Source organism: Brevibacterium linens ATCC 9172, from assembly GCF_900169165.1.
GTDB classification, from domain to species: domain Bacteria; phylum Actinomycetota; class Actinomycetes; order Actinomycetales; family Brevibacteriaceae; genus Brevibacterium; species Brevibacterium linens.
In genome coordinates this window covers 62,114-88,226 of the sequence record NZ_FXYY01000012.1, presented here as the reverse complement: position 1 = coordinate 88,226, position 26,113 = coordinate 62,114, and the positions used below count along the sequence as shown (strand labels likewise).

The following is a 26,113-nucleotide window of genomic DNA, read 5'->3' as shown; positions in this document are numbered from 1 at the left end:
TATCCGTCCTGCTCAGAGACGGATGTCCACCTCCCACTCTGCCGATCAGCCGGTCGGTCACTCATCCGCTCGGTCCGCGGGCGGCTCCGTTGCCGCCGGTGACCAGCCGCTGCCCAGCCGACGCGAGCTGCGGCGCAGGGAAGCCGAGGCCGCCGCAGTCCAGGGCGAACCGACCGCCGTATACTCCGACGTCCCGCCCGTCTTCGAACAGTCTCAGCCCACGCACGCCCAGGCCACTCAAGCCCCGCCCGCGGTCCCGCAGGGTCACGGCGGACAATCCCCGCAGGGCCGCCTCGGCGAGGACCAGCCCCAGCTTCCCCCAACCCGACAGCGGCGTCGGCGTCAGCCCACGGCGAAGGAACCGCTCGGCCCGATCCGCGGGACCGTGCGCACTTTCGGCGAACTGTGCATCACGGCCGGCCTCGTCCTCATCCTCTTCGTCGTCTGGCAGCTGTGGTGGACGGACATCCAGGCCAACCGCGACAACGAAGTGCTCGCCGACGAACTCACTCAGGACTGGGCGAATCAGGACCCGAACGAACTGTCCGACGATCCGGACGAACCCGTGGTCGCCGAACCCGCGGGCAAGAACGAGGCCTTCGGCATCTTCTACATCCCGCGCTTCGGCGACGACTACTACCGCACCGTCGCCGAGGGCGTCGACCTCGAACCCGTGCTCAACCGGATGGGCGTGGGCCGCTATCCGAACTCGGCGATGCCCGGCGAGGTCGGCAACTTCTCCATCGCCGGCCACCGCGTGACCTACGGCAAGCCGCTCAACCAGATCGCGAACCTGCGCCCTGGCGACGAGATCATCGTCCAGACGAAGGACGGCTTCTACACCTACACCTTCCGCAACTTCGACATCATCCTCCCCGATGCCGTCGAAGTGCTCTCACCCGTGCCGGACGCACCCGACTTCAAGGGCAAGGACCGGATCCTGACGATGACGGCATGCAACCCGATGTTCTCCGCCAGGGAACGCTACGTCGCCTATGCCGAACTCACGGACTGGACGCCGGCCACCGACGGAGCACCGGACAATATCAAGGACTCGAAGGCCTACGACAAGGTCAGCAAGAACGGCGGTGCCTGATATGTACGCATTCATCTGGCGGATCCTCCCGGGCAACTGGGTCGTCAAACTCATCTTCGCCCTCATCCTCATCGCGGCGGTCGTGTTTCTGCTCATGCAGTACGTCTTCCCCGTGATCGCCCCGTACATGCCCTTCAACAACGCCACCGTGACGGAGACCGGACAACAATGACCTCAATCCTCGTCATCGACAACTACGACAGCTTCGTCTATACGCTCGTGTCCTATCTGCGTGAGCTCGGCGCAGACGTCGATGTCGTCCGCAACGACGACATCCCCGCCGCCGAGGTGGCCGCCACCGTGGCCGCCTATGACGGCGTCCTCCTGTCCCCGGGTCCCGGCGTGCCCGCCGAGTCCGGAGTCTGCCCGCCCCTGCTGTCCTGGGCGGAGACGTCAGGCATGCCCGTGTTCGGCGTCTGCCTGGGCCATCAGGCCCTCGGCGAGGTGTTCGGCGCCGAGGTGACCCACTCTCCCGTGCTCATGCACGGCAAGACCTCGACCATCACCCACGACGGCGAAGGCATCTTCTTCGGCTGCCCGAGTCCGCTGACCGTCACCCGCTACCATTCGCTGGCGATCGTCGACGAGACCCTCGATCTTGAGAAGTTCGCCGTCACCGCCCGCACCGACGACGGCATCGTCATGGCCATCGAACACCGGGAGAAGCCCCTGTTCGGCGTCCAGTTCCACCCCGAATCCGTGCTCACCGAATGCGGGTACCTCATGCTCGGCAACTGGCTCGAGGTGTGCGGTCTCGACGGTGCCGCCCAGGCGGCGGCGGGCATGTCCCCGTTGGCGACCGCGATCGCCTGAGAATTCCCGCCGATCCCGGGTCTCAGGGTTCTCGCCGAGGTGGCCGATCGTTATGATCGTGAGCACAGCGATCCCTGTGCGCAGATGATCCGCATGTGCGTCGGGGGCCGTGCACGCACACAGTGGTCGTGCACGAGCGACGAACAGGAGACAGCGACGATGTCAGAACCGACCTATCTGCGCGAGGAACCGTTCACCGAACTCACCGTCATCGAGGTCCCGGCCACTCCGGCGGCGGTCGTCGAGGCCCGCGAAGTGCCCATGTCGGACCTGCCGGAACTCTTCGATTCCACGTTCAACGGGCTCTTCCCCGTGCTCTCCGAGGCGGGAATCGAACCCGCAGGACCGGCCTTCGCCCTCTACACCCGGCAGCCGAGCGAAACGGTGGATCTGCAGGTGGGGATCTCCACCTCGGCGGGACTGAAGAGCGCGGAGCCGATCGCCGGCGGTCATATCGTCATCCCCGCTCAGCTGCCCGGCGGCTCCATGGCCGTGCGCAGCCACCTCGGCGGATATGACGGGCTCGGGGAATCCTGGGCACAGCTGCTCAAGGACGCGGTGGCGGCCGGGCATCGTCCGGGACTGCCGTTCATCGAGCTCTATGTCACCGAACCAAGCCCCGAGGCGGATCCCGCCGATATGCGCACCGACCTGTTCCTCACCCTGGAGTGAGAGACAGCGGCCGGGCCAGTCGATGACTGACCCGGCCGCTGTGCGCTGCGAGGACCGAGAGCTTCAGTTGCCGATGATGCCTTCGGTCCAGTTGTCGAAGAGCCCTCCGCCCATCGAATCCTTGTCCTTGTCCTTGTCCTTGTCCTTGTCTTCGTCATCTCCGCCGCCGTCGTCTCCGCCGTTGTCGCCGCCGGGTGAGGTCGGGATTCCTCCGGGGATCGAGGGAATCGAAGGCGACGGCTCCGGCGGTTTCTTGGCCACCTTCACCGTGATCTCCGAGCCCTGTTTGACCTCGCTGCCGCCGGTCGCGGACTGTTCGAAGACCTTCTTCTCATCGTGTTCGTCGGTCTCGACCTCTTCGGTCTTGCACGTGAGCTGGTACTCATCGCCTTCGAGGGTCTTGCAGGCCTTCTCGGCGGTCTGGCCGGTGACATCGGGGACCTCGACGAGACCTGAGGACACGACGAGATCGACATTCGAATCGACATCGACCTCCTGACCGTCACCGGGCTTGGTCTCGATGACCACGCCCTTCTCCACATCCGGGGAATTCTGGGAGATATGGGTGCCGGCCTGCAGCCCCGCATCGTTGAGGATCTTCCGCGCCGCCTCCTCGGTCTTTCCGGAGACGTCGGGGATCGTCACGGACTCGGGGCCGGAGGAGATGATCAGCTTGACCACGCTGTCCTTGTCGACCCTCTGACCGCCCGGAGGATCGGTTTCGATGGCCTTGCCCTTGTCGACTTCCGAGCTGTACTTCTCGTCCGTGTTCACTCGCAGGCCCTGTTGCATGAGGGCCGCCTCGGCCTCGTCGGCATCCATATTGGCCACATCCGTGACTTCGACCTGGACGATCGGTTCGGGCTTGTTGATCTCGTACACCCACAGGGCCACGGCGGCGAGGGCGAGGAGCACGAAGATGCTGCCGATCCAGACCCAGGCGCGGGAGCGCTTCTGCGGCGGACGCTCCTCCTGGTTGGTCATGATCGTCGACACCGGTCCGGTCTCGGGAGCGGTATCGGCCTCGTTGGCATGGGCCATCGGGGCGGTCATGGGCGGGGCCATCATCGGGTACGCCTGAGTGGCTTCGACATCGTCTTCGAAGCTCATGGGGCGGCCGTCGCGGGCGGCGAGCACGTCCTCACGGAAGGTGTAGGCATCCTGATACCGGGCGTCACGGTCCTTGAGCAGCGCGTGGAGGAGGAGCCGGTCGACGGCCGGTGGGATGTCCGAATTGAAGAAGCTCGGCGGCTGCGGGGTCTCCCCGACATGCTGGTAGGCCACGGCCAGCTGGGAGTCGCCGACGAACGGGGGACGGCCGGCCAGCAGCTCGTAGAGCAGGCAGGCGGTCGAGTACAGGTCGGAGCGGGCGTCGACGACTTCGCCGCGGGCCTGCTCGGGGGAGAGGTACTGGGCGGTGCCGACGACCGACTGGGTCTGTGTCAGCCCCGAATTGTCCTTGAGCGCTCGGGCGATGCCGAAGTCCATGACCTTGATGTCGCCCCCGGGGGTGAGCATGACGTTCGCGGGTTTGATGTCGCGGTGGACGATGCCGTTGCGGTGGGAGTACTCGAGCGGGGCGAGGACTCCGGCGATGACGTTGAGGGCCTCGTCGACGGTGAGTGTGCCGTGCTCGTTGAGGACTTCGCGCAGGGTCTGACCCTCGACGTATTCCATGACGATGAACGGCACGGACACGGATGAGCCGCCGGATTCGACGAATTCCTCTTCACCGGAGTCGTAGACGGAGACGATTCCGGGATGGTTGAGACCGGCTGCCGACTGGGCCTCGCGCTTGAGCCGGGTATGGAACGACGGATCGCGGGCGAGATCGGAACGCAGAAGTTTGATGGCCACGCGACGTCCCAGCCGGTTGTCGACGCCCTCATGCACTTCTGCCATGCCCCCACGGCCGAGGAGCGCACGAACTTCGTAACGCCCCGACAGAACCTTGGGTTCACTCATGTATGTCCTCCGCTAGTCTCACCCGTTCGGTGGGTTCGTTCTCATCCGAACCGGGTCGAGTTTCAGTATCTCAAACTCTTCGTTTCTCGTACTCGCTGCTCGGTATCGTTCAATGTCTACTCATTGCCATTGTTCCCGCCCGAGTTGCCGCTGGCCTCACCACTGTTCGCGTTGCCCGACGACGTCGAATCGCTTCCGGACCCGGTGCCGGACGAGGTCGAACCTCCCGAGGTGTCGGCCGAATCCCCGGAAGTCGATGAGTCCGACTCGCCCGACGTCTCCGAGGACCCTTCGGAGCCCGAGTCGGTCGAGGTCTCGGAGTCCGACGACGAACTCGACGAGCTCGAGGACTCCTGATCGGAGGTCGAGCCGTTGTCACCGGAGTTCGAACCCTGATCCTGCGAATCGGATGAGGAACCGGAGTCCGAGTTCGTCTCGGAGCCATTGCCCAGACCCGGATCGGAACCGGAATCCGAGGCCGGCTCTTCCGGAGCCTCGGCGGGACCGGCGGAGATGTAGAGGGTCACGGTGTCGCCTTCTTCGAAGGTGTATCCGTTGTCGCCCTCGCCCACATCGGCGACCGTTCCGGCGGTGCGCTCCGAGTTGATGTCCGTGGTCTCGACCTCGAGTCCCTTGTTCTCGAGGTTCTGCGTCGCCGAGGATTCGCTGAGTCCGATGTAATCGTTCTTATCGATCTCGATCGTCTTCGCCGCCTCCGACGTCGGCGCCGAGGTGGACGGTTCCGGTTCGGGTTCAGCATTGCCTCCGCCGAGGAAGAACCACAGCAGGGAGCCGACGGCGATGAGGGCGATGATCGCGAGGATCCAGATGAGGACGCGGCCCTTGTTCGAGGGCGTGTCCTTCTCCAGATCCTGACTCTGCGGATCGTTGGGATCGATCTGTCCCGTATTCGCCGCGGCGGCTCCGGCACCGGCAGCTCCGGCTCCGACGGCCCCGGCCCCGGCGAATCCGGCGGCGGCCCCGTTCGGGTACACCTGGGTCGCATCGTTCGCCGAGGTGACGGGCAGGGTCTTCGTCGTGGCTGCCGGCTCCGGGTTGTTGAAGACCTGGGTCAGGGCTTCGGACGCTGCGGCCCCGTGCCGCATCTGCGGCACGAGCTCCTCGGCTCCGGCGATGTCCCCGGCCGAGAGCGCCTCGGCGGCCTTGGCGACCTTGAAGGCATCGGAGGGACGACGTTCGGGTTTCTTCTCCAGCAGGCAGTCGACGAAGCGGCGCAGCGGTTCGGAGACCGTGTCCGGCAGCGGCGGGTGCTGTTGGTTGACCTGGGCGATGGCGATGGCCACCTGCGAGTCTCCGGTGAAAGGACGCTGACCGGCCAGGGCCTCATAGGCGATGATGCCCAGTGCATAGAGGTCGGAACCGGGCCCCGACCCCTTGCCGGTGGCCTGTTCGGGAGCGAGATACTGGGCGGTGCCCATGACCTGCCCGGTCTTCGTCAACGGGGCCTGATCGGTGACCCGGGCGATGCCGAAGTCCGTGATCTTGACCCGGAAGTCCGGAGTCATGAGGATGTTGCCGGGCTTGATGTCACGGTGGATGACGCCCACCTTGTGGGCGGCGCCGAGGGCGGCAGCGGCCTGGGTGACGATGGAGAGCGTATCGGCCTCTGACAGGGGCGCGCTGCGTTCGATGATGGCCGACAGGGCCTCGCCCGGCACGTATTCCATGACGAGATAGGGCGAACCCTGCTCCTCGCCGTAGTCGTAGACGCCGGCGATTCCCGGATCGGAGACCCGACCCATGTTCTGGGCCTCGGCTCGGAACCGGGCGAGGAAGGTCGATTCGGAGAGGTACTCGTCCTTGAGGATCTTCGCCGCGACCTCGCGGCCGAGCACGGAGTCCACACCCTTCCAGACCTCTCCCATGCCGCCGACGGCGATGCGGGAGGTGAGCTTGTAACGGTTGCCCAACAGGGTGCCTTCGACGGGTCTCATTTCTCGACCACCGCTTCCATCATGTTCTTCGCGATCGGTCCTGCGACCGTCGCACCATAAGCTTCGTTGCCCGCGTTTCCGCCGTTCTCGACCACGACTGCGACCGCGACCTGAGGGTCGTCGGCGGGGGCGAAGGAGATGAACCAGGCATGGGGTGCCGCGCCCGTGGCGTGCTGGGCGGTGCCGGTCTTCGCTGCGACCTTCGTGTCGCCCATCTTCGCCACCGAGGCGGTGCCGTTCTCGACCACACCGGTCATCATGTCGGTGAGCTTGTCGGCCGTATCTCCGGACACGGGGCGGGACATCTGGCTCGGTCGGGTCTCGGAGATCGGCTCGAGGGTGTTCGCATTGAGCACCCTGTCGACGAGCTGGGGCTTCATCATCTTTCCGCCGTTGGCGATTCCCGCTGTCATCATCGCCATCTGCAGCGGAGTCGACCTGACCTCGTACTGACCGAGCGAGGACTGAGCCAGCTGCGGCGGATTGAGGTCGGACGGGAAGGAGGACGGGGTGACATTGAGAGGGATCTCGAGATCCTCGCCGAATCCGAACTTCTCGGCCTGCTTCGCGATCGCGTCTTCTCCGAGGTCCATGCCCAGGGAGGCGAATGAGGTGTTGCAGGATTCGGCGAGCGAATCGGCCAGGGTCGGCTTGCCCCCGTTGCGGCAGGCACCGGGATGCGAGTTGCCGATCGTCGCCGTGGTCTGCGGCAGATCGAGCGTGGCGGGTCCGTTGAGCTGCGAATCGGGCTCGTAGTCCCCGGATTCCAGGGCGGCCGCTGCGACGAGGACCTTAAATGTCGAGCCGGGCGGGTAGAGGTTGCCGCCGATCGCGCGGTTGTAGGCGGGTTTGCCGTCGGCGGCTTCTAGGTTCTTATAGGCCTGGCTGGCTTCGGTCGCGTCGTGGCTGGCCAGGGCATTGGGGTCCCAGCCCGGGGTCGAGGCCATGGCCAGGATCTTCCCGGTCTTCGGGTCGAGAGCCACGGCGGCACCGTTCTGGTTGCCCAGTCCGTCCCACGCCGCCTGCTGGACCTTCGGGTCGATCGTCAGCTCGACGGCGGCGCCGCGAGGCTGCTCACCGGTGAAGAAGCTGCCGACCTTGTCGTAGAAGAGGGCGTCGGAATCGCCGGAGAGGTAGTCACCGGCGGCGCGCTCCATGCCGGAGGCCCCGGACACGATGGAGTAGTAGCCGGTCAGGGAGGCGTAGGCGCGCGGATCGAGGTTGTCCGAGCCGTATTTGCGCTGGTACTTGTACTTGTCGTCGACCGGTTCCGAATACGCGATCGGGGTGCCGTCGACGAGGATCGGACCGCGGTCACGGGCCAGCTGGTCGAGGATCCGGCGGTTGTTCAGCGGATTGTTGTTCAGCGAATCCGCAGTCACGTACTGCACCCAGCTCGTCGACCCGAACAGGAGCGCGAACATGACGAATCCGACGACGGCGATATGCGTCAATGGCTTCTTCATCGTTCACCTCCGGTGGGTCGTTGGTCGGCGGCATCGGTGTCGTTCGGTGCCTGGCCGCGGGCCCGTTCGCCCGCGGACGGCAGATTCGTGGTCGGGGCTTCGTCGTCGAACACGCGGGAGTCCGCCGGCGGCAGGTTCGTCGTGGGGGCATCCTCGTCGACGGTGCGCGCCGAGGCGGCCGTGTCCTCGGCAGGGGCGCCTGCCCGAACGGGCTGCGGATCCTCGGTGATTCTGAGGACTCCGGTGTGGAATTCCTCGACGGGGCGCCTGGCATTGTCCGAGATCCGCAGCAGCAGGCCGATGATCATCCAGTTCGCAATGAGCGAGGAACCGCCCTGAGCGAGGAACGGCGTGGTCAGACCCGTCAGCGGGATGAGACGTGTGACGCCGCCGACGACGACGAAGACCTGCAGGGCGATCGTGAACGACAGACCCGTGGCCAGCAGAGTGCCGAAGCCGTCGCGCAGCTGCTGAGCGGTGCGGATTCCGCGCTGGAAGATGAAGAGGTAGCACAGCAGAATGACGAAGAGTCCGGCCAGGCCGATCTCCTCACCGAAGCTGGCGTAGATGAAATCGGATTCGGCGTAGGGGACCATATTCGGTCGGCCTTCGCCGAAGCCGGTGCCGATGAGTCCGCCGTTGGACATGCCGAACAGACCCTGCACGAGCTGGTAGGAACCACCGGGAGTCTTGTTGTACTCCTCGGGGGTCAGCGCATTGAGCCACCCGGACACACGCTGGTCCACATGGGAGAAGAGGAACGTCGCAGCAACCGCACCGATGGAGAAGAATCCGAGGCCGAGGATGATCCACGAGACCTTCGAGGTGGCCACGTAGAGCATGGCGACGAAGAGGCCGAAGAAGAGCAGCGAGGTGCCGAGGTCGCGTTCGAAGACGAGGACGCCGACGCTGGCGACCCAGGCGACGACGATAGGTCCGAAGTCGCGCAGACGGGGGAAGCGGATGCCGAGGATCTTCGGTCCGGCGGCGACGAGCTGGTCCTTGTAGGTGACGAGGTAGCCGGCGAAGAAGATGGCCAGCAGGATCTTCGCGATCTCACCGGGCTGGAAGGACAGGGGTCCGACGCCGATCCAGATGCGGGCGCCGTTGATGGTCTTGCCGATGCCCGGGATGAGCGGAAGCACGAGGAAGACCAGGGCGGCGAAGCCCGAGACATAGGTGTAGCGGCGCAGCCAGCGGTGGTCGCGGACGACGAAGATCACGGCGATGGCCAGGCCCACGCCGAGTGTCATCCACACCAGCTGGGTCATCGCCGAACCGAGGTATTCGTCGCGGCCGAGGTCGACGCGGTAGATCATGGCCAGGCCGAGTCCGTTGAGCAGCACCGCGATCGGCACGAGCACGGGATCGGCGTATTTCGCCTTGATCCACACGATGAGGTGGAGGATGACGCCGAGTGCGGCCAGCCATGCGGCATAGCCGTAGACATTGGCCGGGATGGTGTCTTCGACACCGAGGCCGACGAGAGCGTAGGCACTGGTGGCGACGGCGATTGCCAGGATCAGGAGACCGAGCTCGGCCAGCCGGTAGGTTCTGGGGCGCGCGGTCTGCGAGGGAGCCTGGTTCATCACTGCGACTCCCGGGTGATGGCGTCACTGGGGTCCGCGGACTTCGAATCCGGAGGTGAGGGGGCCGGGTCGCTCGGACTCGTGGAGTCCTCGACATCGCCGGATATGCCGGAGGAGCGATCGGATTCCTTGCGCAGATTGTCGATGATGCGATCGGCCTCATCACGTGAACCGGCGGGAATCGATCCGCGCAGACGGTCCTGGGAGTAGCTGTTGAGGCTGTCGACCTCGATGTCCGTGGTGTCGACGAGGCGGCTGAGCTCGATGGGCCCGAGCGTCGTGTCGAGGCCGCGGTAGAGGGAGACCTTGCCGTCGTCATCGGCGACATAATACTGGTGGCTGACGTAGTTGTACGCGAAGAATCCGCCGACGGCCAGCGCGACGATCACGATGGCGGTGATGATCCATCCGAGGTAGGACCTTTTCTCGACCTCATCGTCGAGGTCGGCCTCCTCGTCTGCAGCGGTGTTCGTTCGCAGCTGCTGAGTAGTGCCGTCGCGAGCTTCGAGGTCCTCGCCGTCCACGGTCTGGATCGGTGCGGTGTCGGCGGACACGTCGTCGTCGGCGAAGGTCGCATGGGCTTCGGTGTCCACGGCCGCCTCGGCGTCGGGGTTCGCACCGATCGCGGCGTAGCGGGGGTTGAGGTGGACGGAGCCCACGGACACGCCTGCGGTGGTCTCGACCTCACCCTCGAGGACATCGCCGACGACGACGGTGACATTGTCGGCGCCGCCTCCTGCCAATGCCAGGTCGATGAGCTGACGGCAGGCCTCGTCGGGGTCGGCCACCTCTTTGAGCACGCGGGTGATGTCGTCGATATCGACGAATCCGGTCAGACCGTCCGAGCACAGCATCCAGCGGTCGCCGACCTGGGCCTCGCGCAGGGACAGATCGAGGTCGGGAGAGGCCCCGACATCGCCGAGGACCTTCATCACCACCGAGCGCTGGGGATGGGTCTCGGCCTCCTCGGGGGTGATCCGGCCCTCGTCGACGAGCATCTGCACGAACGTGTGGTCGTGGGTGATCGGCTGGAGCTTGTCGTCGCGCAGCACATAGCCGCGCGAGTCGCCGATATGGGCGAGAGCGAAGCGGTTGCCGGTCGCGCGCAGAACAGCGGTGACGGTGGTGCCCATTCCGGCGAGTTCGGGCTGTTCACCGACACCACGGCAGATGCGGTCATTGGCTTCGAGGATCGAGGTGCGGAGGAGTTCGAGGGCGTCCTCGCCTCCGGGTTCGCGGTCGAGTTCGGCCAGGCGGGACACGGTGATCGCCGAGGCGACATCTCCGCCAGCGTGACCGCCCATTCCGTCGGCGATGAGCAGGAGATTGGGTCCCGCATAGCCGGAGTCCTGGTTGTTCTTACGCACCAGCCCGGTGTGAGACCGGGCTGCCGAACGGAGAGTGATGGTACCGCCGGTCGTCACGATTGGGTCTCCAGGGTCGTATGTCCGATGGTGATCCGGGTGCCGATAGCCAGCTGGATGGGTCCGGTCATGCGTGAGCCGTCGACGATGGTGCCGTTCGTCGATCCGAGGTCTTCGAGCATCCAGGCCCCGTTCTTCGCAGAGATCCGAGCGTGATGGCTGGAGGCGAAGTCGTCATTGATGATGATCGTGTTGTCGGGAGCCCGCCCGAAGGTCACAGGCGCCCCCGAGAGCATGAGCGTCTGCCCGGCCAAGGGACCGTCGGTGATGCGGATGGTGCCCGGATGGGCGTGGGCGGCCGGAGCGGCAGCCGGGCGAGGTGCGGGAGCCGGACGGGACGGTGGTGGTGGGGCGGACTTGGAGCCGCCTCGGCGAGATTTCCGTCCGGCGCGGGCTTTCCGGGGGCCGAAGATGTCGCGACGGAGGACTCCGGCGACTCCGAGGACGAAGAGCCAGAGGATGATGAAGAATGCCAACCGGAAGACGGTGACGGTGAATTCGCTCACTGGGCGTCCCGCTCGTTGTAGTGGACCTCGGCCTCTCCGGCGAGGAGGACATCGCCGTCGGACAGGGTCGCCGATGTCAGTTTGCGTCCGTGCAGCAGTGTGCCGTTAGTCGAACCGAGGTCGTTGGCCACGGCGCGGTCACCCTCGACGACGATCTCGAAGTGACGGCGCGAGACGCCGGGATCGTCGATGACGAAATCGGAGCTCGACGAGGAGCGGCCGAAGGTGTTCGTGCCCTGGCGCAGCATCTGCGTGCGACCGTCGATGGTCACGCTGGCTTCGATGCTGCGAGCGGGTGCCGGTGCCGGTGCGGGACGGGCGGCGGAGTTCTGCCGGGGTGCCGCGGCCGGGGTCGAACGGGCGGGTTCCGGGGAGCGGCACGGGGTCACGGGCCGAGAGCCGGAGTTCGGGGACTCGCCGACGATCGGATTCGCCCGCGAGATCGGGTCGTAGCCGCCGCGGTTGGCCGGCTGGGCGGCAGGAGAGCCGTCGGGACGCTGGGTCGAGGACACGACGCGGTACATTCCCGTGTCGAGGTCGTCGGCGAGAGCGAATTCGACGGAGACGGGGCCGACGAAGCTGTAGGCCTGTTCGACGGCGTGATCGCCGACGACCTGGCGCAGATCGGAGCGCAGCTCGGACTCGAGGCCGGAGAGCCGGTCGTGGTCGGTCTGCGAGAGCTCGATGACGTAGTGGTTGGCGGTCAGGGTGCGACCGCGGGAGACCACGGCGGCCTTGTTGTCGGCCTCACGGCGCAGGGCTCCGGCGAGCTCGACGGGTTCGACCTGGGATCGGAAGGCCTTCGCGAAGGCGCCGTTGACGACGTTCTCCAGCCCCTTCTCGAAGCGATCGAGTAACCCCATGGCACCTCCTCATCAGGTGTTGCCGTTGCCGGACGAACTCTTCGCCAAGCGGCTCCGAGTGCTCTGACCAGGTGGTCCTGATCACGTGCACTCTGGGCACATCAACACCCAATCCTAACGCGGTGAGGCTCTCAACTCACGTCACGCGTGTTCGCAGGGCGAAGCTGTGCCGTGATTCCCTGCGCGCGTCCTGGGAAGATCGAGGGAGTGCAGACCGTGCGCGCCGGTCGCTGCGCAGGGCGAGTCACCGCAGCAGCCGCGGAGCGAGTGGGGCCTTCGCCGCGGGGTGAGTCGCCGACGCGGCGACCGGCGAGAATGTGAAGGTGGACACGTTTGGGCGGTTTCGGCTTCCTCGGTTTTCAGTTTCGCCGTCTCCGATGCTAGAGTTTTACCTTGTTCGCGCGAGTGGCGGAATTGGTAGACGCGCTGGCTTCAGGTGCCAGTGGCCGCAAGGTCGTGGGGGTTCAAGTCCCCCCTCGCGCACAGCGAATGACAAGCCCCTCACCGGGTCCCGACAGGGTCAGGGTGAGGGGCTTCGTCGTGTCTGCGGTCGATTGAAAACTCGCGAAAGGCCCAGTTTGAGTTGAACAGCCCTGTTTCAAACATGGGCTGTTCAACTCAAACTGGGCCTTACGCAATGCGTGGGGCGTCGGGTGGGCCGCCTAGGCGCGCTCGTAGAGGCGGGCACCGCCCTTGATCCCGGCGAAGCGGAACGGTCCCGCGGTCACTTTCGGGGTCGTGACGTCGTCGGCGCTGGAGAGTTCGGTCGCATGGAGCGCGCGATAGGCGTCGATGGACAGCGGCACTCGGGCGTCGAGCGCGTCCGTGACGGCCTGGCGGCGTGAATGCTGCTCGTAGCCGGGGACGACGCGGGTGGTGAAGAACTCGCCGACGCTGCCCGATCCGTAGCTGAAGAATCCGATGCGCTTGCCCGCGAGATCCTCATCGTGGTCGAGCAGTGAGCACAGTCCCGCATAGAGCGAAGCGGTATAGGAGTTGCCGAGGCGACGGTTGTACAGGGTGCTCGTGGCCAGCCCGGTATCGCGCGGGCCGGTGGGGCCCGCATCCGAGGCGCCGACAGCATCTGCGCCCGCGGCGGTGGCAGCGCCCGCGCCGGCTGCATCAGCGCCCGCGCCGGTAACCGCGACGATCTCCGTCTCGAGATCCTCACCGGTGAGTTCGGCGAGGTGGACCTGCGCCTTCTTCGCCATCTTCGTGAACGGCTGGTGGTAGAGCACGCGGTCGATCTCGGCCATCGCCGGTCCGCCCTGCGCGGCCAGATCGGTCCACGCTCCGGTGAGCGAGTCGAGGTACGCGGTCACGGACAGTGCTCCGTCGACGATCGCGGTCGTCGAATCGTTCGGGCGCCAGAAGTCATCGACCTCGGCCGAGTTGAGACCCGAGACCGGTTCGATCTCGAGCAGCTTCGGATCCGCGGAGACGAGCATCGCCACGGCACCGGCGCCCTGAGTGGGCTCACCGGGGGTGTCGATCTCGTAGCGCGCGACATCCGAGGCGATGACGAGTACCCGCTGTCCGGGAGACCGGGTGACGATGCCGACGGCGGCCTGCAAGGCCGCCGTCGCCGAATAGCACGCTTCCTTGACCTCGACGACGCGCATCTGCGACGGCAGGTCGAGCAGCGAGTGCACGGCCATACCGGCGGCCTTCGACTGGTCGATACCCGATTCGGTGGCGAACAGCAGGGTGCGGATGCCCTCGGAACCGCTGCGCCGGATGATCGGCGCGGCGGCCGCGGCCGCCATGGTCACGACATCCTCATCGGGGGCCGGGAAGCTGAACTCGTCCTGGCCGAGGCCGAGGCGGAACTTGTTCGGATCGGTTCCGTTCGCCGCGGCGAAGTCATCGAGACTGACGACATGATGGCTGGTGGCCAGTTCGATGTCATCGATGCCGATCGGTGCAGTGCCCGCAGCCGTGTGTGATGTCATGCGGCCTCGCCGTCCTCTCGCTGAGCGGCGGAATCCCGCTCTTCCTCAGCCTTGCGTTCCATCTGACGGTGAGTGTCCATCAGCTCACCCGGGTTCGTCTGCGCGGCGAGCAGTGAGAGCTCACCGCACAGCACGGTCGCGGCCATGAGCGCGGCCAGGCGACGCGAATTCGCTCCCGGCTCACGATCCTCACGGCAGCCGAGACGCTCGAGCGCCTCATCGACATGCGGCAGATCCTTGCCGTTGCCGACGGTGCCGACGATGAGGTGCGGCAGCGTCGTCGAGAAGTACAGGCCTTCGGGGCGGTTCTCCGCATAGGTGATGCCCTGCGATCCTTCGACGATGTTCGCCGCATCCTGACCGGTGGCCAGGTAGAAGGCGAGCAGCATGTTCGCATAGTGGGCGTTCGCCGAGCGCAGGGCTCCGGCGATCGTCGACCCGACGAGGTTCTTGCGCACGACGAGTTCGACGATCTTCTCCGCGCTCGTGCGCAGGCGACGTTCGACGACTTCGTGGGGCAGGACGATCTCGGCGACGACATTGCGTCCGCGACCGAGGATTCCGTTGACCGCGGTGGCCTTCTTGTCCGAGCAGAAGTTGCCGGACACCGAGCCGTAGTCGAGGCCCAGCTGCCAGGACAGGATGGTGTCCATGAGCGAATCCGAGGCCTGGGTGACCATATTGTGGCCCGAGGCGTCGTTCGTGCGGAAGGCGAAGCGGACGAAGAGCAGGTTCCCGACGATCTCCGGATGGATCTCGATGAGCCGGCAGTGGCCGGACCCGGCTTCGACGACGGATTCGAGTTCGCGGGTGCGGTGACGGATGGCCTGGGCGGCAGCCTCGGCGCCGATCGCGGATTCGGCCACGAACAGCACGGACCGGGTCATCCGCTCATCGACGATGACGGTGCGGATCCCACCCTCGATCTCCCGGGAGATCGACGCCCCGCGACCGACGGAGGGCCACAGCGGGGTCTCGTACGTTGCCAGGGGCACGGCCACCTCGGTGTGGGTGCCTTCGGGAGCCAGCGCTTCGCCGCTGACCCGCAGGGGACCGACCCACGTGGTGGGGATCCCGGTGATCGTGGTCTGCTGATTCACAGCTGATTCCTCCTCGAAAGGACGTCGGATCGGTGCGAGAGCGCGGTGACGTCGATTCCGCGCAGGCGGGCGAACTCGCCGAGGCGGCCCCGCGTGAGCAGGTCCGTGGCCGTGAGGTCCGTGGACCGCTGCGCCCCGAGCAGGGCGAACAGAGCCGAGGTCTGAGTCTGCCAGGTGCGTACGAGATCGACGAGCCCGTCCGGACCGTGGTCGAGCACGGTCTGCAGGAACGTGCCGGCGACGCCGACGGCGCGAGCACCGCAGGCCAGTGCTTTCACGACATCATAGGGGTTGCGCACGCCGCCGGAGGCCAGGAGCACGCGGTTCGAGACGCCGTCGTCCATCGTCGTCTCGGTCGTCCACTCGGCCGGGGCGTCGAGCAGGCAGGCCAGGGCCGACTGGCCGAAGCCGGTGAGCATGGAGAAGTCCGAAGCCGGTGCGCGATCGTTCTCGATGCGCAGGAAGTCCGTGCCCCCGGCGCCGGAGACATCGGCGTACTGGACCCCGATATCGGCGAGCAGTCTCAGGGTGCGGCGGCTGAGGCCGAATCCGACCTCTTTGACGACGACGGGCACGGGGCAGGCGGCGACGATGTCCTCGAGGCCGGACAGCCAGGTGGAGAAGTCGCGGGTGCCTTCGGGCATCGCGGTCTCCTGCACGGGGTTGATGTGCAGTTGGAGGGCATCGGCACCCAACAGTTCGACGGCGCGGCGGGCATCATCGGCACTGCGACCGGCACCGAGGTTGCCCATGACGAAGCCGTCCGGGTTCTCCTCGCGGATGACGGTGAAGCCCTTCGCTGCCTCGGCATCGTCGAGGGCCACGCTCATCGATCCGCAGGCCATGGGCAGGCCGGTCTCGGCGGCGGCGATGGCCAGGTCGCGGTTGATCTTCGCCGTGGTCTCCGTGCCGCCGGTCATGCCGTTGACGTAGAAGGGCGTCGGCCACGTCCAATCGCCTAGGTTCACCGTGAGGTCGACGCTCTCGGGGTTCGTTCCCGACAGGGCATGGTGGACGAATTCGAGGTCGTCGAAGTCGGTGCGTCGCGGGCCTTCGGTCTGCTGCGCCGAGGCGAGGCGTACGTGGTCGTCCTTGCGGGAGGCCCGTGAGGCCTTGGTCTCCGGGGTCTCTGCTGATGCCGGGGTCTCAGAACTCATCGATCTCGCCTTCCTCTCGGTGGGCACCGAGGTCCAGGGGTCGGATTCCGGCGGCTTTCCAGCCGCTGAGAATGGTGTGTGCTTCGGTTCGTGCTTCGGGCTGTGTTCGGGCGAGGGCGATTCCGCAGTCGCCGCCGCCGGCTCCCGAGGGCTTCGCGGCGGCCCCGTGGGTTTCGGCGATCTCGCACAGATCGTGCAGGGCCTCGGTTTCGATGAGGCTGCCCGTGGAGTCGCTCAGCCGCCGCAGCAGGGCGCGCACGGAGCGGATCGTGGCCAGGCTCGCCTCGGCGTCGTCGGCGTCGAAGGCCGCCACGAGATCGTCGACGAGGGTGTGCGATTCGGCCGCGAAGGACTTCAGCGGGCGGTGCCTCTCCGGTGCCGGAGTGTGCACGCGTGTGACGAGATGCTCGGTCGACGCCGGTGATCCGGTCCAGCCGACGAGGAGGTCGAGCGAGCTCGGTGGAGTGACCCGCCTGGCCGAACAGCCCGCCCACTCCGGGCAGCTCATGGCGGAGACGACTCCGTGGGCCTCGCGGTGAGCGTGCAGGGCCGCACGGTCGGGGGAGGAGTAGCGGATCCAGCCGCCGAAGGTGCTCGCGGCCAGATCACCGCCGGAGGCCTTCGTGGAGATCGCGATGGTCGCAAGGACCGCGAGTTTGAAGCGTTCGGTCAGGGTCAGCCCGAGGCGATAGAACTCATCGAGAGCGGCGATCGTCGCCACCGTCACCGCCGCCGAGGAACCGAGACCGAACTTCCGGCCATCGGAGTCATTGAGCTCGCTGGAGATCTCGAGATCGAAGTAGCGGGGGCTGGCACCCCGGCCGGAGCGCAGCTCTTCGACGGTGGAGATCGCCGAGAGCACATAGTCGAAGGGGCGCTCATCGACGATGATGTGCCCACCATCGTCTTCGCGCCGCCACACGACGGGGGCCTGACCGTATTCGCTCGAGTGGATGCGGCCGGCACCCTCGCTCTCGGTCAGCCGGACGGTGATGCACCGGTCGACGGCGATGAGCACGGCAGGCTGTCCGGGTTCGACGACGGCGTATTCGCCGGCGATGAACAGCTTGCCGGGCGCCCGGGTCTCGATCATGCCCGGCTGCCCTCACCCGCAGCCGGGTTCACTGCGTCTGCGGGCGGGACTGCGTCATCGGCGGTGAGCAGGTGGGCTCCCGGGCCCGGTCCGACGACGCGGACGTCGCCGAAGCCGGAGAGCTTCTCGGCCAGTGCTTCTGCGTCTGCGGGGCGGACGATGACGGCGACGTTCGGGCCGGCATCGGCGGTCGAATAGGCTTCGATCCCCGACTCGCGGGCTTCGGCCACGGCGTCGAAGATCGCGTGGCTGGTCGGATTGAGGAACCGGATCGGCGGCACGGTGGATTGGATGAGTCCGTGCATGCGCAGGGCGTGGGATTCGGTGATCTCACCGATACGGGTGAAGTCCCCGGACGCGCACGCGGCGACCATCTGCTCGAGATAGTCCTCGGTCGAGGTCACCCAGCCGGAGTAGAAGGGTGAGGTGGCGGCGGTCAGGCGCATCGCCTCGCGGGAGGACACGGCCTTCCTGGCCCGGTTGACGGTGACGATGATCATCCGCATATCCGGGGCGGGCACGGTCTCGGCGAAGGAGGCTGCGTCGTCGCCGGCGTGCCAGACGGCGATGCCGTCGGGAATCGAGCGGCAGGCCGACCCCGATCCGCGGCGGGCCAGCCGGCTGAGATCGCGCGGTGCGAGGTCGAGGTCGAAGGCCGCTGCGGCGGCCGTGGCCAGAGCGGCGAAGCCCGACGCCGAGGAGGCCAGACCGGCCCCCGTGGGCACGGAGTTGCGGGACCGGACGAGGACCCGGTCATCGCGTCCGGCCAGAGCGCGGACATGGTCGAGGAAGGTCGAGATGCGGTCGGTCTGACCGGGATCGGCGAGTGCGCCGTCGAGTTCGAGGACATCGGTCTCGGCGTCCGGAGCGGGCACCACGGTGGTCGTGGTCTCGAAGTGGTTCAGCGTCAGCGACAGGCTGCCCGCGGCGGGCAGGATGAGTTCCTCATCGGCCTTGCCCCAGTACTTGACCAGGGCGATGTTCGGGTAGGCCCGCGCCGTCGTCGTTCTCATGTCGGTCTGACCTCCGTCGTCCAGGTGCGGGGTGCTCCCGCCTTGCGCAGAGCCTCGGCGAGCTCTTCGGCCGAATCATCGTCATCGGCCAGGGCCAGCACGCAGCCGCCGAGTCCGCCGCCGGTGAGTTTGGCTCCCCGGGCTCCGGCCGCGGTGGCGGCAGCGACGAGGGAATCGAGGGTCGGGGTCGATACGCCGAGGCTGCCGAGCAGTCCATGGGCTTCGTTCATCAGCGTGCCGATCGTCTCACGGTCACCGGAGCGGATGGTGTCGACGGCGGCGTCGGTGATTTCGGCAAGACGGTCGATCATTCCCCCGATGCGCACGGGATCGGCGTCACGGCGGGCACGGACCCCTCCGACCGCCTCGGCGGTGGACCCGTGATGACCGGAGTCCGCGAGGACGAAGACGAGGCGCTGACCGACGTCGATGGTCTGGGCGCACCCGGTCTGGAAGCGGATGGGGGCAGGTTTGGCCACGGCCCAGGCGTCGATTCCGCTGGGTCGGCCATGGGCGACGGTTTCGGCCGCCTGCACGATCTCGTGGAGGGTGTTCTCGTCGAAGACCGTCGCATGCAGGTTCGCGACGGCGCGGGCCACGGAGGTGGCCACGGCTGCACTCGAACCCAGGCCGCGGCTGTGGGGGATCGCCGAACGGATGAGCAGCTCCACCTCGGCGTCGGGGTTCCCCACGGCTGTCAAGGCGGCGTTGAGACCGGCGACGACGGGGCCCATCGGCTCCGGAGCGGTCTGCGCATTGCCGGAGAACAGCTGGCTCTCGATCCGGGTCTCCTGATGCGGGGACTGGCGGATGTCGGTCTGGACTCCGAGCCCGTGCAATGGCACTGCGACGGCCGGAGAGCCGTAGACAACCGCGTGTTCGCCGAACAGGATCGCCTTTGCGTGGGCGAAGCCCTGGGACGTGCCCTGGGCGGGTTCGGTCTGAGAGGAATTGTGCATGCAGGATGGTTTCGGAGTCTGTGGATTGATTTCACCATCATATGCCGTACCCCCGCCCATCCCGAAGGCGAGGTGACGTCCGTCTCAGGTGAGTCCGGCGAGGTAGGCGCGTTCGGCCGGGTCGGTGGTCAGGTCGAGGGCGCGCTGACGGGCGGTGGCCGCGTCCTCGGTGCGGCCGAGGCGGGTGAGCAGATGAGCCCGGAGCGCCCAGGCCGGTTGGAAGGCCGAGGGGCGTGGTGAGTCGGCATCGAGTGCGTCGAGCGCTGCCAGCCCCGCCGCGGGACCGTTGACCTCGGCGAGGACGGCGGCTCGGGAGACCGAGCCGCCGAGGCTCGGTGCGATCTGCCCGAGATCGTCGTGGAGGCGCAGCAGCATCGGCCAATCCGTGGATCCGGTGCGGATTCCGGCCATATGGAGGAGTTGGATGGCCGCCTCGAGCCCGAAGCGACCGACGTGACCGCAGCGGTGGACCTCGACGAGGTGGCGCTCGCCCGCCTCGGTGAGGGGTCCGTCCCAGCGGTTCGGGTCCTGGGCGGACAGGGGGACGAATCGGCCGTCGCCGCTGCGACGAGCGGGGAATCGGGCGGCTGAGAGGTGGATGAGGGCGGCCAGTCCGTGGGATTCGCCGTCGCCGGGGCACAGCTGCGCCACGAGGCGCGACAGGTACAGGGCTTCGCCGATCATGCCCTCGCGTGGCTGCGCGGCCGCCTGAGCCCATTCGATGGCGAAGGCCCCGTAGATCGTCTCGTGCACATCGGGCAGCCGGGACTCGAGGTCGAGACGGTCGGGACTGCCGAAGTCGACACCGAGACCGGCAATGCGTTTCTTCGCCCTCGTCAGACGGGCAGAGACGGTGGCGGCGGGCAGAGCCATGGCGGCCGCGATCTGCCTTGCCGTCATCCCCATCACCGCCGAGAGCATGAGCACCGGCCGGGCGGGAGGGTCGATGTCCGGATGCGCGCAGGCGGCGAGGAGTTCGAGCCGGCGGTCGGGCAGGGCGTCGGGATCGTGGTCGGCTGGATCGGCGCCGGAGCCGCTGCTGCCGTCGATGCGGTCGATCATCTCCTCGTCGAGGGCGGTCGCGGTTCGTGCCGCCGCCGATTTCCACACGTCCCGGCGGGCGTTGAGCGCCACCCGGTAGAGCCAGCCTTCGGGATTGGCCGGTGGACCTTGTTCCCGCCAGGCGCTCACGGCACGTTCGAGCGCGGCCGACAGCGCATCCTCGGCGCCGGAGATGTCACCGTCGGCAGCCGCGATGAGCGCGATGATCGTGCCCCAACCATCCTGGGTCAGGATCATCGCGCGCTCGGCAGGCTCTGCAGATTCGGTCATCGGCGGGCGATCAGGAGGAGCCGTCCGGGTGGGACGGGCAGTCGCCCGATCGGGTCGGCCCGTCACCCGGTCGGGTCCAGGTGCCGTCGACGAACGAGGTCGCCGCGGGTCGGACCTCGATGGTGCCGTAGCTCGTGCCGGGGAACTTCTCGGCCCAGGCCAGGGCCGCCTCGACGTCGGGAACGTCGATGACGACGACCCCGGCCAGGGCCTCCTTCGCCGCGGCGAAGGGCCCATCCTCGATGACGACCTCTCCGGTCCGCCGGGTCACGGTCTTCGTCTCGGAGTGGGGTGCGAGCATCTCCCAGGCGACGAAGACTCCCGCGGAGTTGAGCGCTGCCGCGTAGTCGTCCATGAGCCGCATCATCTCCTGGATGCCTTCTTCGCTGGGTTGAGGGCCGTCGGGGGTGAGTTCCGGCGCGTGGAAGACGAGTGCATAGCGCATTGTTCTGCTCCGTTCTGTGTGCGGCGGCCGGATTTCGACCGCTCACAGACAAGACGATCGAATCGACGTCGATTCGACAGCATGCCTGGGATTCTTCCACGGAATCCCTTTCGCCGACGCGGTCCCGAACTAACCGAGCCAGTCCCGACGGCAGAAACTTCACACGAGCCCGGTGTAGACCGATCCCGGGTTGAAGATGTTGTCCGGATCGAGGGCCTGCTTGATCCGGTGGTTGAGTTCCATGACGTCCTCGCCGAGGTAGGGCGCGAGCCACGGTGCCTTGAGTCGGCCGACGCCGTGCTCACCGGTGATCGTCCCGCCCAGCCCGGTGGCCAGATCCATGACCTCGCCGTAGGCGATCTGCGCGCGCTTCTGCTGGTCCTCATCCTTGGGGTCGAGGACGAGCAGCGGATGCGTGTTGCCGTCGCCGGCGTGGGCGATGACGGCGATCGTCACCTGGCGGTCGGCAGCGATCTTCTCAATCCCGAGCACCAGATCGCCGAGCTTCGGCAGCGGCACGCCGACGTCCTCGAGCAGCAGTGCCCCCTTCTTCTCCACGGCCGGAATTGCGATCCGGCGGGCCGTGACGAAGGCTTCGCCCTCATCCGGGTCGGCAGTGAGATAGCACTCGGAGGCCGAGTTGTTGTTGCAGATCTCCTCGATGATCTTCGCCTGCACACTCGAATGCTCCCCGGGTTCGTCGGACTGGATGACGAGCATGCCCTCGGCCTCTCGGTCGAGGCCCATCTTCAGCTCGTCCTCGACGGCGTTGATCGAGGGTTTGTCCATGAACTCGAGCATCGAGGGGCGCATGGCCTTCGCGATGTCGAGCACGGCGTTCGTGGCGTCGGCGAGTTCGGGGAACATCGCGACGACGGTCGTCGGGGGCAGCTGGGCGGGAATGAGGCGCAGGGTCACTTCGGTGATCACGCCCAAGGTCCCCTCGGAGCCGACGAAGAGCTTCGTCAACGGCAGACCGGCGACGTCCTTGAGCCGCGGCCCGCCGAGCTTGACGGCCCGACCGTCGGCGAGGACGACGGTCATCCCGAGGACGTAATCGGTGGTCACGCCGTATTTCACGCAGCACAGGCCGCCGGCGTTCGTGGCGATGTTGCCGCCGATGGAGCAGAACTCGAAGGACGAGGGGTCCGGCGGGTACCACAGGCCGTGTTCGGCCGCGGCGGCCTTGACCTCGGCGTTGAAGGCACCGGGCTGGACCGTGGCCATGCGGGTGACGGGATCGATGCTGATCTCGCGCATCGTATCCAGGGACAGCACGATCCCGCCGGCGATCGCGGAGCTGCCGCCCGACAGCCCGGATCCGGCGCCGCGGGGCACGATCGGGACCTTCGCCTCGGCGGCGATGCGCACGACCGTCTGCACCTCCGCGGTGGAGGTGGCTCGGACGACCGCGACCGGCACTCCGGCGTCGGGGTCGTTCGCGCGGTCCCAGCGGTAGGCGTCCATCGAATCGGGATCGGTGATGACGGCCGTGGCCGGCAGGGCGGAGGTGAGAGCGGAGACAACGTCCATGTTGCGTATCGGCCTTTCGAGCGGAGTTCGGCACCCGGATTCCGCTCTCGACGTTACCAGGATCACGGTCGCCCGCGGCGGTCGGCTCGGGGCGCGGACAGGGCGCGCTCGCCCGGTGCCGCACAGCGTCGCGGCGGACCGAGCCGCAGGTCGTCGCGGCGTAGGCTGAACCCATGACCCTCACCCCCGATCGGCTCCCCGCGGCCTGCGTGCTCGGGACGCTGCCCGGCGACGGATTCGAGGGGCCTCGGATCGGGCTCGTCGATCTCGATGCGACAGGAGCGGAGATCGGCCGGATCGACCTCGCCGAGGCGGCCCTGCCCGAGTTCGTCCGTGGCCGAGAGGACGCGGCCGGGGGAGGGCAGAACGGAGCCGGTGGGACCGTGGATCGCGCTCCGGCACCCCCGACCCGCTGGGTCGTCAGCGACACCCCGAAGTGGTGTCCGCCGCTGTTGGAGGCCGGGGTGAGCATTGAGCGCTGCCACGATCTGCGCTTGGCCCATGCGATCCTCGCCCGCTCCGAACTCGTCACTGCACCGGAGGCGGTGCGTGCCGCCGTCGACTGGGATGCCGCGCCCGCCGACGCCGCCGCACCCGAACGGGCGGCCGCTCTCTTCGACGTCGACGCCGGACGCGGATTCATCCCACAGGTTCCGCACGACCTCGAGGCGGCCCTGGCCGAATACGCCCGGCAGACGGCGGCCGTGGACTCCGCGAGCGATCCGGGGCGGCTGCGGCTGCTGCTGGCCGCGGAATCGGCCGGAGGGCTCGTCGCCGCGGAGATGCGCGCGGCTGGAGTGCCGTGGGACGAGGCCGAACATGATCGGATCCTGACCGAGCTGCTCGGTCCCCGACCGATCCGCGACGGGAAGCCCCAGAAGATGCTGGCCAAGGCCGAGGAAGTCCGAGCCGCACTCGACGATCCGCGGGTCAACCTCGATTCGCCGAACCGGCTGCTCGCGTCCCTGCGCAATGCCGGCATCAACGTCGCCTCGACCTCGAAATGGGAGCTGCAGACGAGCGACCATCCGGCGATCGCGCCCCTGCTCGAGTACAAGAAGATGGCGCGGCTGCTGAGTGCCAACGGCTGGCATTGGCTCGATGAATGGGTCGACGAGGGGCGGTACAGGCCGGTGTATGTGCCCGGCGGAGTCGTCACCGGGCGCTGGGCGGCCAGCGGGGGAGGGGCCCTGCAGATCCCCCGGCACCTGCGTCCGGCCCTGCGTGCCGACGACGGGTGGCGGCTCGTCTCCGCCGATGTCGCCCAGCTCGAACCCCGTGCGCTCGCCGCCATGTCCGGAGACCGGGCGATGGCGGAGGCCGGTCGTGGCCGCGACCTCTACTCAGGGCTCGTCGACGCCGGGATCGTCGCGACCCGGCAGGAGGCGAAGATCGCCGTGCTCGGGGCGATGTACGGATCGACGACCGGGGAGGCCGGGGCCTTGGTGCCGCGTCTGCGGCAGAATTTCCCCGCCGCGATGAACCTCGTCGATTCCGCCGCCGAGGCGGGACGAGCGGGAGGAGTCGTGTCCACCTGGTTGGGACGGACCTCCCCACCGCCCGGCGAGGGGTGGCAGAGACTGCAGAGGGCGGCGAACCGCTTCGATGCCACCGGTGCCGATGAGCAGCGGGCCCGGCGGGCCGCCGGTGACCAGGGACGATTCACCCGCAACTTCGTCGTTCAGGGCACAGCGGCCGAATGGGCGCTGGCCTGGCTGGCCGATCTGCGGCTGCGCCTGGCGCGGCTGCCGGAGATCGATGCGGCACCAGACGGTGGGGCGGGCTCTCACCCGGCGGCCGCCTCGGGGCCGGTCTTCTCCCGCCGAGCCCACCTCGCGTTCTTCCTCCACGACGAGGTCATCGTCCATGCCCCGGCCGAGCAGGCCGACCAGGCGGCGGAGGCGATCAGGGCGGCGTCCGCCTCGGCGGGTCGACTGCTGTTCGGGGATGCCCCCGTCGATTTCCCTCTCGACCTGAGCATCGGTGAGCGGGCGCTCAAAGAATAAGTCCATGTGCATGGAATAGACTGCCAGCCGCAAGCGCTGGACGACGTGGCCCAGCAACGGATACGCAAGTCCAAGGAGATCACATGAGCATCAGCGTCAAGGCACTGCAGAAGACGGGACCGGACCAGCCGTTCCGCGTGGCCACGATCGACCGCCGGGATCCCCGACCCGATGACGTCGTCATCGACATCAAGGCCGCAGGTATCTGCCACAGCGACATCCACACCATCCGCAACGAATGGGGCGAGGCGCACTTCCCGCTCACCGTCGGCCACGAGATCGCCGGCGTCGTCGAGGCCGTCGGCTCCGATGTCACTGATTGGAAGGTCGGCGACCGCGTGGGCGTGGGCTGCATGGTGAACTCGTGCGGCGAGTGCGAGGAATGCCGGGCCGGTCAGGAACAGAACTGCCTGAACGGCAGCGTCGGCACCTACAACGTCGAAGACGTCGACGGCACGATCACCCAGGGCGGGTATTCGCAGAAGGTCGTCGTCAACGAACGCTTCGTCTGCCGGATCCCCGACGTCTTCGACTTCGACGTCGCGGCCCCGCTGCTGTGCGCGGGAATCACCACCTACGCGCCGCTCAACCGCTGGGGTGCCGGTGAGCAGAAGAACGGCGCTCCCAAGCAGGTCGCCGTGCTCGGGCTCGGCGGGCTCGGCCATATGGGCGTGCAGATCGCCGCGGCCATGGGCGCAGAGGTCACCGTGCTCTCCCGCACGCTGAAGAAGGAAGCGTCGGCCCTGGAGCTCGGGGCGACGCGGATGCTCGCCACCACCGAGGAGAACTTCTTCTCCGACCACGCCGGCGAGTTCGACCTCATCCTCAACACGATCAGCGCCGACATTCCCGTCAACCGCTACCTGCGTCTGCTCAAGCCGCGCGGGGTCATGGCCGTCGTCGGCCTCCCGCCCGAGAAGCAGGAGTTCTCGTTCGGCGCCGTCATCGGCGGGGCGAAGGCGATCGCCGGATCGAACATCGGCGGCATCGCCGAGACCCAGGGGATGCTCGACTTCTGCGCCGAACACGGCATCGCCGCGCAGATCGAGACGATCCCCGTCACCGAGGCGGACGCCGCCTACGATCGGGTCGTGGCCGGAGACGTGCGCTTCCGCGTCGTCATCGACACCGCGAGCTTCGATGACGTCGAGGCCATCGCCTGATCCGCCTCCGC

General features: G+C 67.4%; 22 protein-coding genes and 1 tRNA gene. 7 read left to right on the top strand and 16 right to left on the bottom strand.

Going from position 1 to position 26,113, the window contains the following annotated elements:
- Positions 1-22 precede the first annotated feature (22 nt).
- From BLIN9172_RS10790 to BLIN9172_RS10780, 4 genes are all read left to right on the top strand, one after another.
- Complete coding sequence (locus BLIN9172_RS10790) at positions 23-1,096, top strand: class E sortase (protein WP_101555090.1); 1,074 nt, start codon at positions 23-25, stop codon at positions 1,094-1,096.
- 1 nt (position 1,097) lies between these two features.
- Entirely contained in the window at positions 1,098-1,268 is a 171-nt protein-coding gene (locus BLIN9172_RS18135; RefSeq protein ID WP_167193066.1) for a hypothetical protein, read from the top strand.
- Positions 1,265-1,909 (top strand): anthranilate synthase component II, encoded by a 645-nt coding sequence (locus tag BLIN9172_RS10785; RefSeq protein ID WP_101555089.1) that lies wholly within the window; start codon positions 1,265-1,267, stop codon positions 1,907-1,909. Before BLIN9172_RS18135 ends, BLIN9172_RS10785 begins: the two co-directional genes overlap by 4 nt.
- Positions 1,910-2,068: 159 nt before the next feature.
- Complete coding sequence (locus BLIN9172_RS10780) at positions 2,069-2,581, top strand: GyrI-like domain-containing protein (RefSeq protein WP_101555109.1); 513 nt, start codon at positions 2,069-2,071, stop codon at positions 2,579-2,581.
- 63 nt (positions 2,582-2,644) lie between these two features.
- On the opposite strand, the gene pknB is transcribed toward BLIN9172_RS10780, so the two are convergent.
- The 7 genes from pknB to BLIN9172_RS10745 form a co-directional block, all read right to left on the bottom strand.
- On the bottom strand, positions 2,645-4,546 hold the full coding sequence (pknB, locus tag BLIN9172_RS10775) for a Stk1 family PASTA domain-containing Ser/Thr kinase (protein ID WP_101555088.1): 1,902 nt from the start codon (positions 4,544-4,546) through the stop codon (positions 2,645-2,647).
- Between the two features lie 116 nt (positions 4,547-4,662).
- Positions 4,663-6,501: a protein kinase domain-containing protein gene (locus BLIN9172_RS10770; protein ID WP_101555087.1), complete on the bottom strand. Its 1,839-nt coding sequence runs from the start codon at positions 6,499-6,501 to the stop codon at positions 4,663-4,665.
- Positions 6,498-7,967 carry a peptidoglycan D,D-transpeptidase FtsI family protein gene (locus BLIN9172_RS10765; RefSeq protein WP_101555086.1) on the bottom strand — a complete coding sequence of 490 codons (1,470 nt, stop codon included), beginning with the start codon at positions 7,965-7,967 and terminating at the stop codon, positions 6,498-6,500. The genes BLIN9172_RS10770 and BLIN9172_RS10765 overlap by 4 nt, the downstream gene beginning before the upstream one ends.
- Entirely contained in the window at positions 7,964-9,556 is a 1,593-nt protein-coding gene (locus BLIN9172_RS10760; protein WP_101555085.1) for an FtsW/RodA/SpoVE family cell cycle protein, read from the bottom strand. The genes BLIN9172_RS10765 and BLIN9172_RS10760 overlap by 4 nt, the downstream gene beginning before the upstream one ends.
- Positions 9,556-10,923 (bottom strand): PP2C family protein-serine/threonine phosphatase, encoded by a 1,368-nt coding sequence (locus BLIN9172_RS10755; protein ID WP_240812056.1) that lies wholly within the window; start codon positions 10,921-10,923, stop codon positions 9,556-9,558. Before BLIN9172_RS10755 ends, BLIN9172_RS10760 begins: the two co-directional genes overlap by 1 nt.
- A 53-nt stretch (positions 10,924-10,976) precedes the next feature.
- Entirely contained in the window at positions 10,977-11,486 is a 510-nt protein-coding gene (locus tag BLIN9172_RS10750) for an FHA domain-containing protein FhaB/FipA (protein WP_101555083.1), read from the bottom strand.
- Positions 11,483-12,349 (bottom strand): DUF3662 and FHA domain-containing protein, encoded by an 867-nt coding sequence (locus tag BLIN9172_RS10745; RefSeq protein ID WP_101555082.1) that lies wholly within the window; start codon positions 12,347-12,349, stop codon positions 11,483-11,485. Before BLIN9172_RS10745 ends, BLIN9172_RS10750 begins: the two co-directional genes overlap by 4 nt.
- A 399-nt stretch (positions 12,350-12,748) precedes the next feature.
- Here BLIN9172_RS10745 and BLIN9172_RS10740 point away from each other — a divergent pair.
- Positions 12,749-12,832: transfer RNA gene (locus tag BLIN9172_RS10740), tRNA-Leu, on the top strand.
- A gap of 179 nt (positions 12,833-13,011) precedes the next feature.
- Here BLIN9172_RS10740 and BLIN9172_RS18565 read toward each other — a convergent pair.
- The 9 genes from BLIN9172_RS18565 to BLIN9172_RS10695 form a co-directional block, all read right to left on the bottom strand.
- Positions 13,012-14,301, bottom strand: coding sequence for a hydroxymethylglutaryl-CoA synthase family protein (locus tag BLIN9172_RS18565; RefSeq protein WP_101555081.1), 1,290 nt, complete (start codon positions 14,299-14,301; stop codon positions 13,012-13,014).
- Positions 14,298-15,401 carry a hydroxymethylglutaryl-coenzyme A reductase family protein gene (locus tag BLIN9172_RS10730; RefSeq protein WP_101555080.1) on the bottom strand — a complete coding sequence of 368 codons (1,104 nt, stop codon included), beginning with the start codon at positions 15,399-15,401 and terminating at the stop codon, positions 14,298-14,300. Before BLIN9172_RS10730 ends, BLIN9172_RS18565 begins: the two co-directional genes overlap by 4 nt.
- On the bottom strand, positions 15,398-16,558 hold the full coding sequence (gene fni, locus BLIN9172_RS10725) for a type 2 isopentenyl-diphosphate Delta-isomerase (RefSeq protein ID WP_101555079.1): 1,161 nt from the start codon (positions 16,556-16,558) through the stop codon (positions 15,398-15,400). The genes BLIN9172_RS10730 and fni overlap by 4 nt, the downstream gene beginning before the upstream one ends.
- Positions 16,548-17,651, bottom strand: a complete 1,104-nt coding sequence (locus BLIN9172_RS10720; protein ID WP_101555078.1) for a phosphomevalonate kinase — start codon at positions 17,649-17,651, stop codon at positions 16,548-16,550. The genes fni and BLIN9172_RS10720 overlap by 11 nt, the downstream gene beginning before the upstream one ends.
- Positions 17,648-18,664: a diphosphomevalonate decarboxylase gene (mvaD, locus tag BLIN9172_RS10715; protein ID WP_101555077.1), complete on the bottom strand. Its 1,017-nt coding sequence runs from the start codon at positions 18,662-18,664 to the stop codon at positions 17,648-17,650. Before mvaD ends, BLIN9172_RS10720 begins: the two co-directional genes overlap by 4 nt.
- Positions 18,661-19,623: a mevalonate kinase gene (gene mvk, locus BLIN9172_RS10710; protein ID WP_164742731.1), complete on the bottom strand. Its 963-nt coding sequence runs from the start codon at positions 19,621-19,623 to the stop codon at positions 18,661-18,663. The genes mvaD and mvk overlap by 4 nt, the downstream gene beginning before the upstream one ends.
- 84 nt (positions 19,624-19,707) lie before the next feature.
- On the bottom strand, positions 19,708-20,955 hold the full coding sequence (locus tag BLIN9172_RS10705) for an RNA polymerase sigma factor (protein ID WP_101555075.1): 1,248 nt from the start codon (positions 20,953-20,955) through the stop codon (positions 19,708-19,710).
- 10 nt (positions 20,956-20,965) lie between these two features.
- On the bottom strand, positions 20,966-21,400 hold the full coding sequence (locus BLIN9172_RS10700) for a YciI family protein (protein ID WP_101555074.1): 435 nt from the start codon (positions 21,398-21,400) through the stop codon (positions 20,966-20,968).
- 159 nt (positions 21,401-21,559) lie between these two features.
- Positions 21,560-22,933: an FAD-binding oxidoreductase gene (locus BLIN9172_RS10695; protein ID WP_101555073.1), complete on the bottom strand. Its 1,374-nt coding sequence runs from the start codon at positions 22,931-22,933 to the stop codon at positions 21,560-21,562.
- Between the two features lie 173 nt (positions 22,934-23,106).
- On the opposite strand from BLIN9172_RS10695, the gene BLIN9172_RS10690 reads away from it, so the two are divergent.
- Complete coding sequence (locus tag BLIN9172_RS10690; protein WP_101555072.1) at positions 23,107-24,939, top strand: bifunctional 3'-5' exonuclease/DNA polymerase; 1,833 nt, start codon at positions 23,107-23,109, stop codon at positions 24,937-24,939.
- 83 nt (positions 24,940-25,022) lie between these two features.
- On the top strand, positions 25,023-26,102 hold the full coding sequence (locus tag BLIN9172_RS10685) for an NAD(P)-dependent alcohol dehydrogenase (protein ID WP_101555071.1): 1,080 nt from the start codon (positions 25,023-25,025) through the stop codon (positions 26,100-26,102).
- The last annotated feature ends 11 nt before the right edge of the window (positions 26,103-26,113 follow it).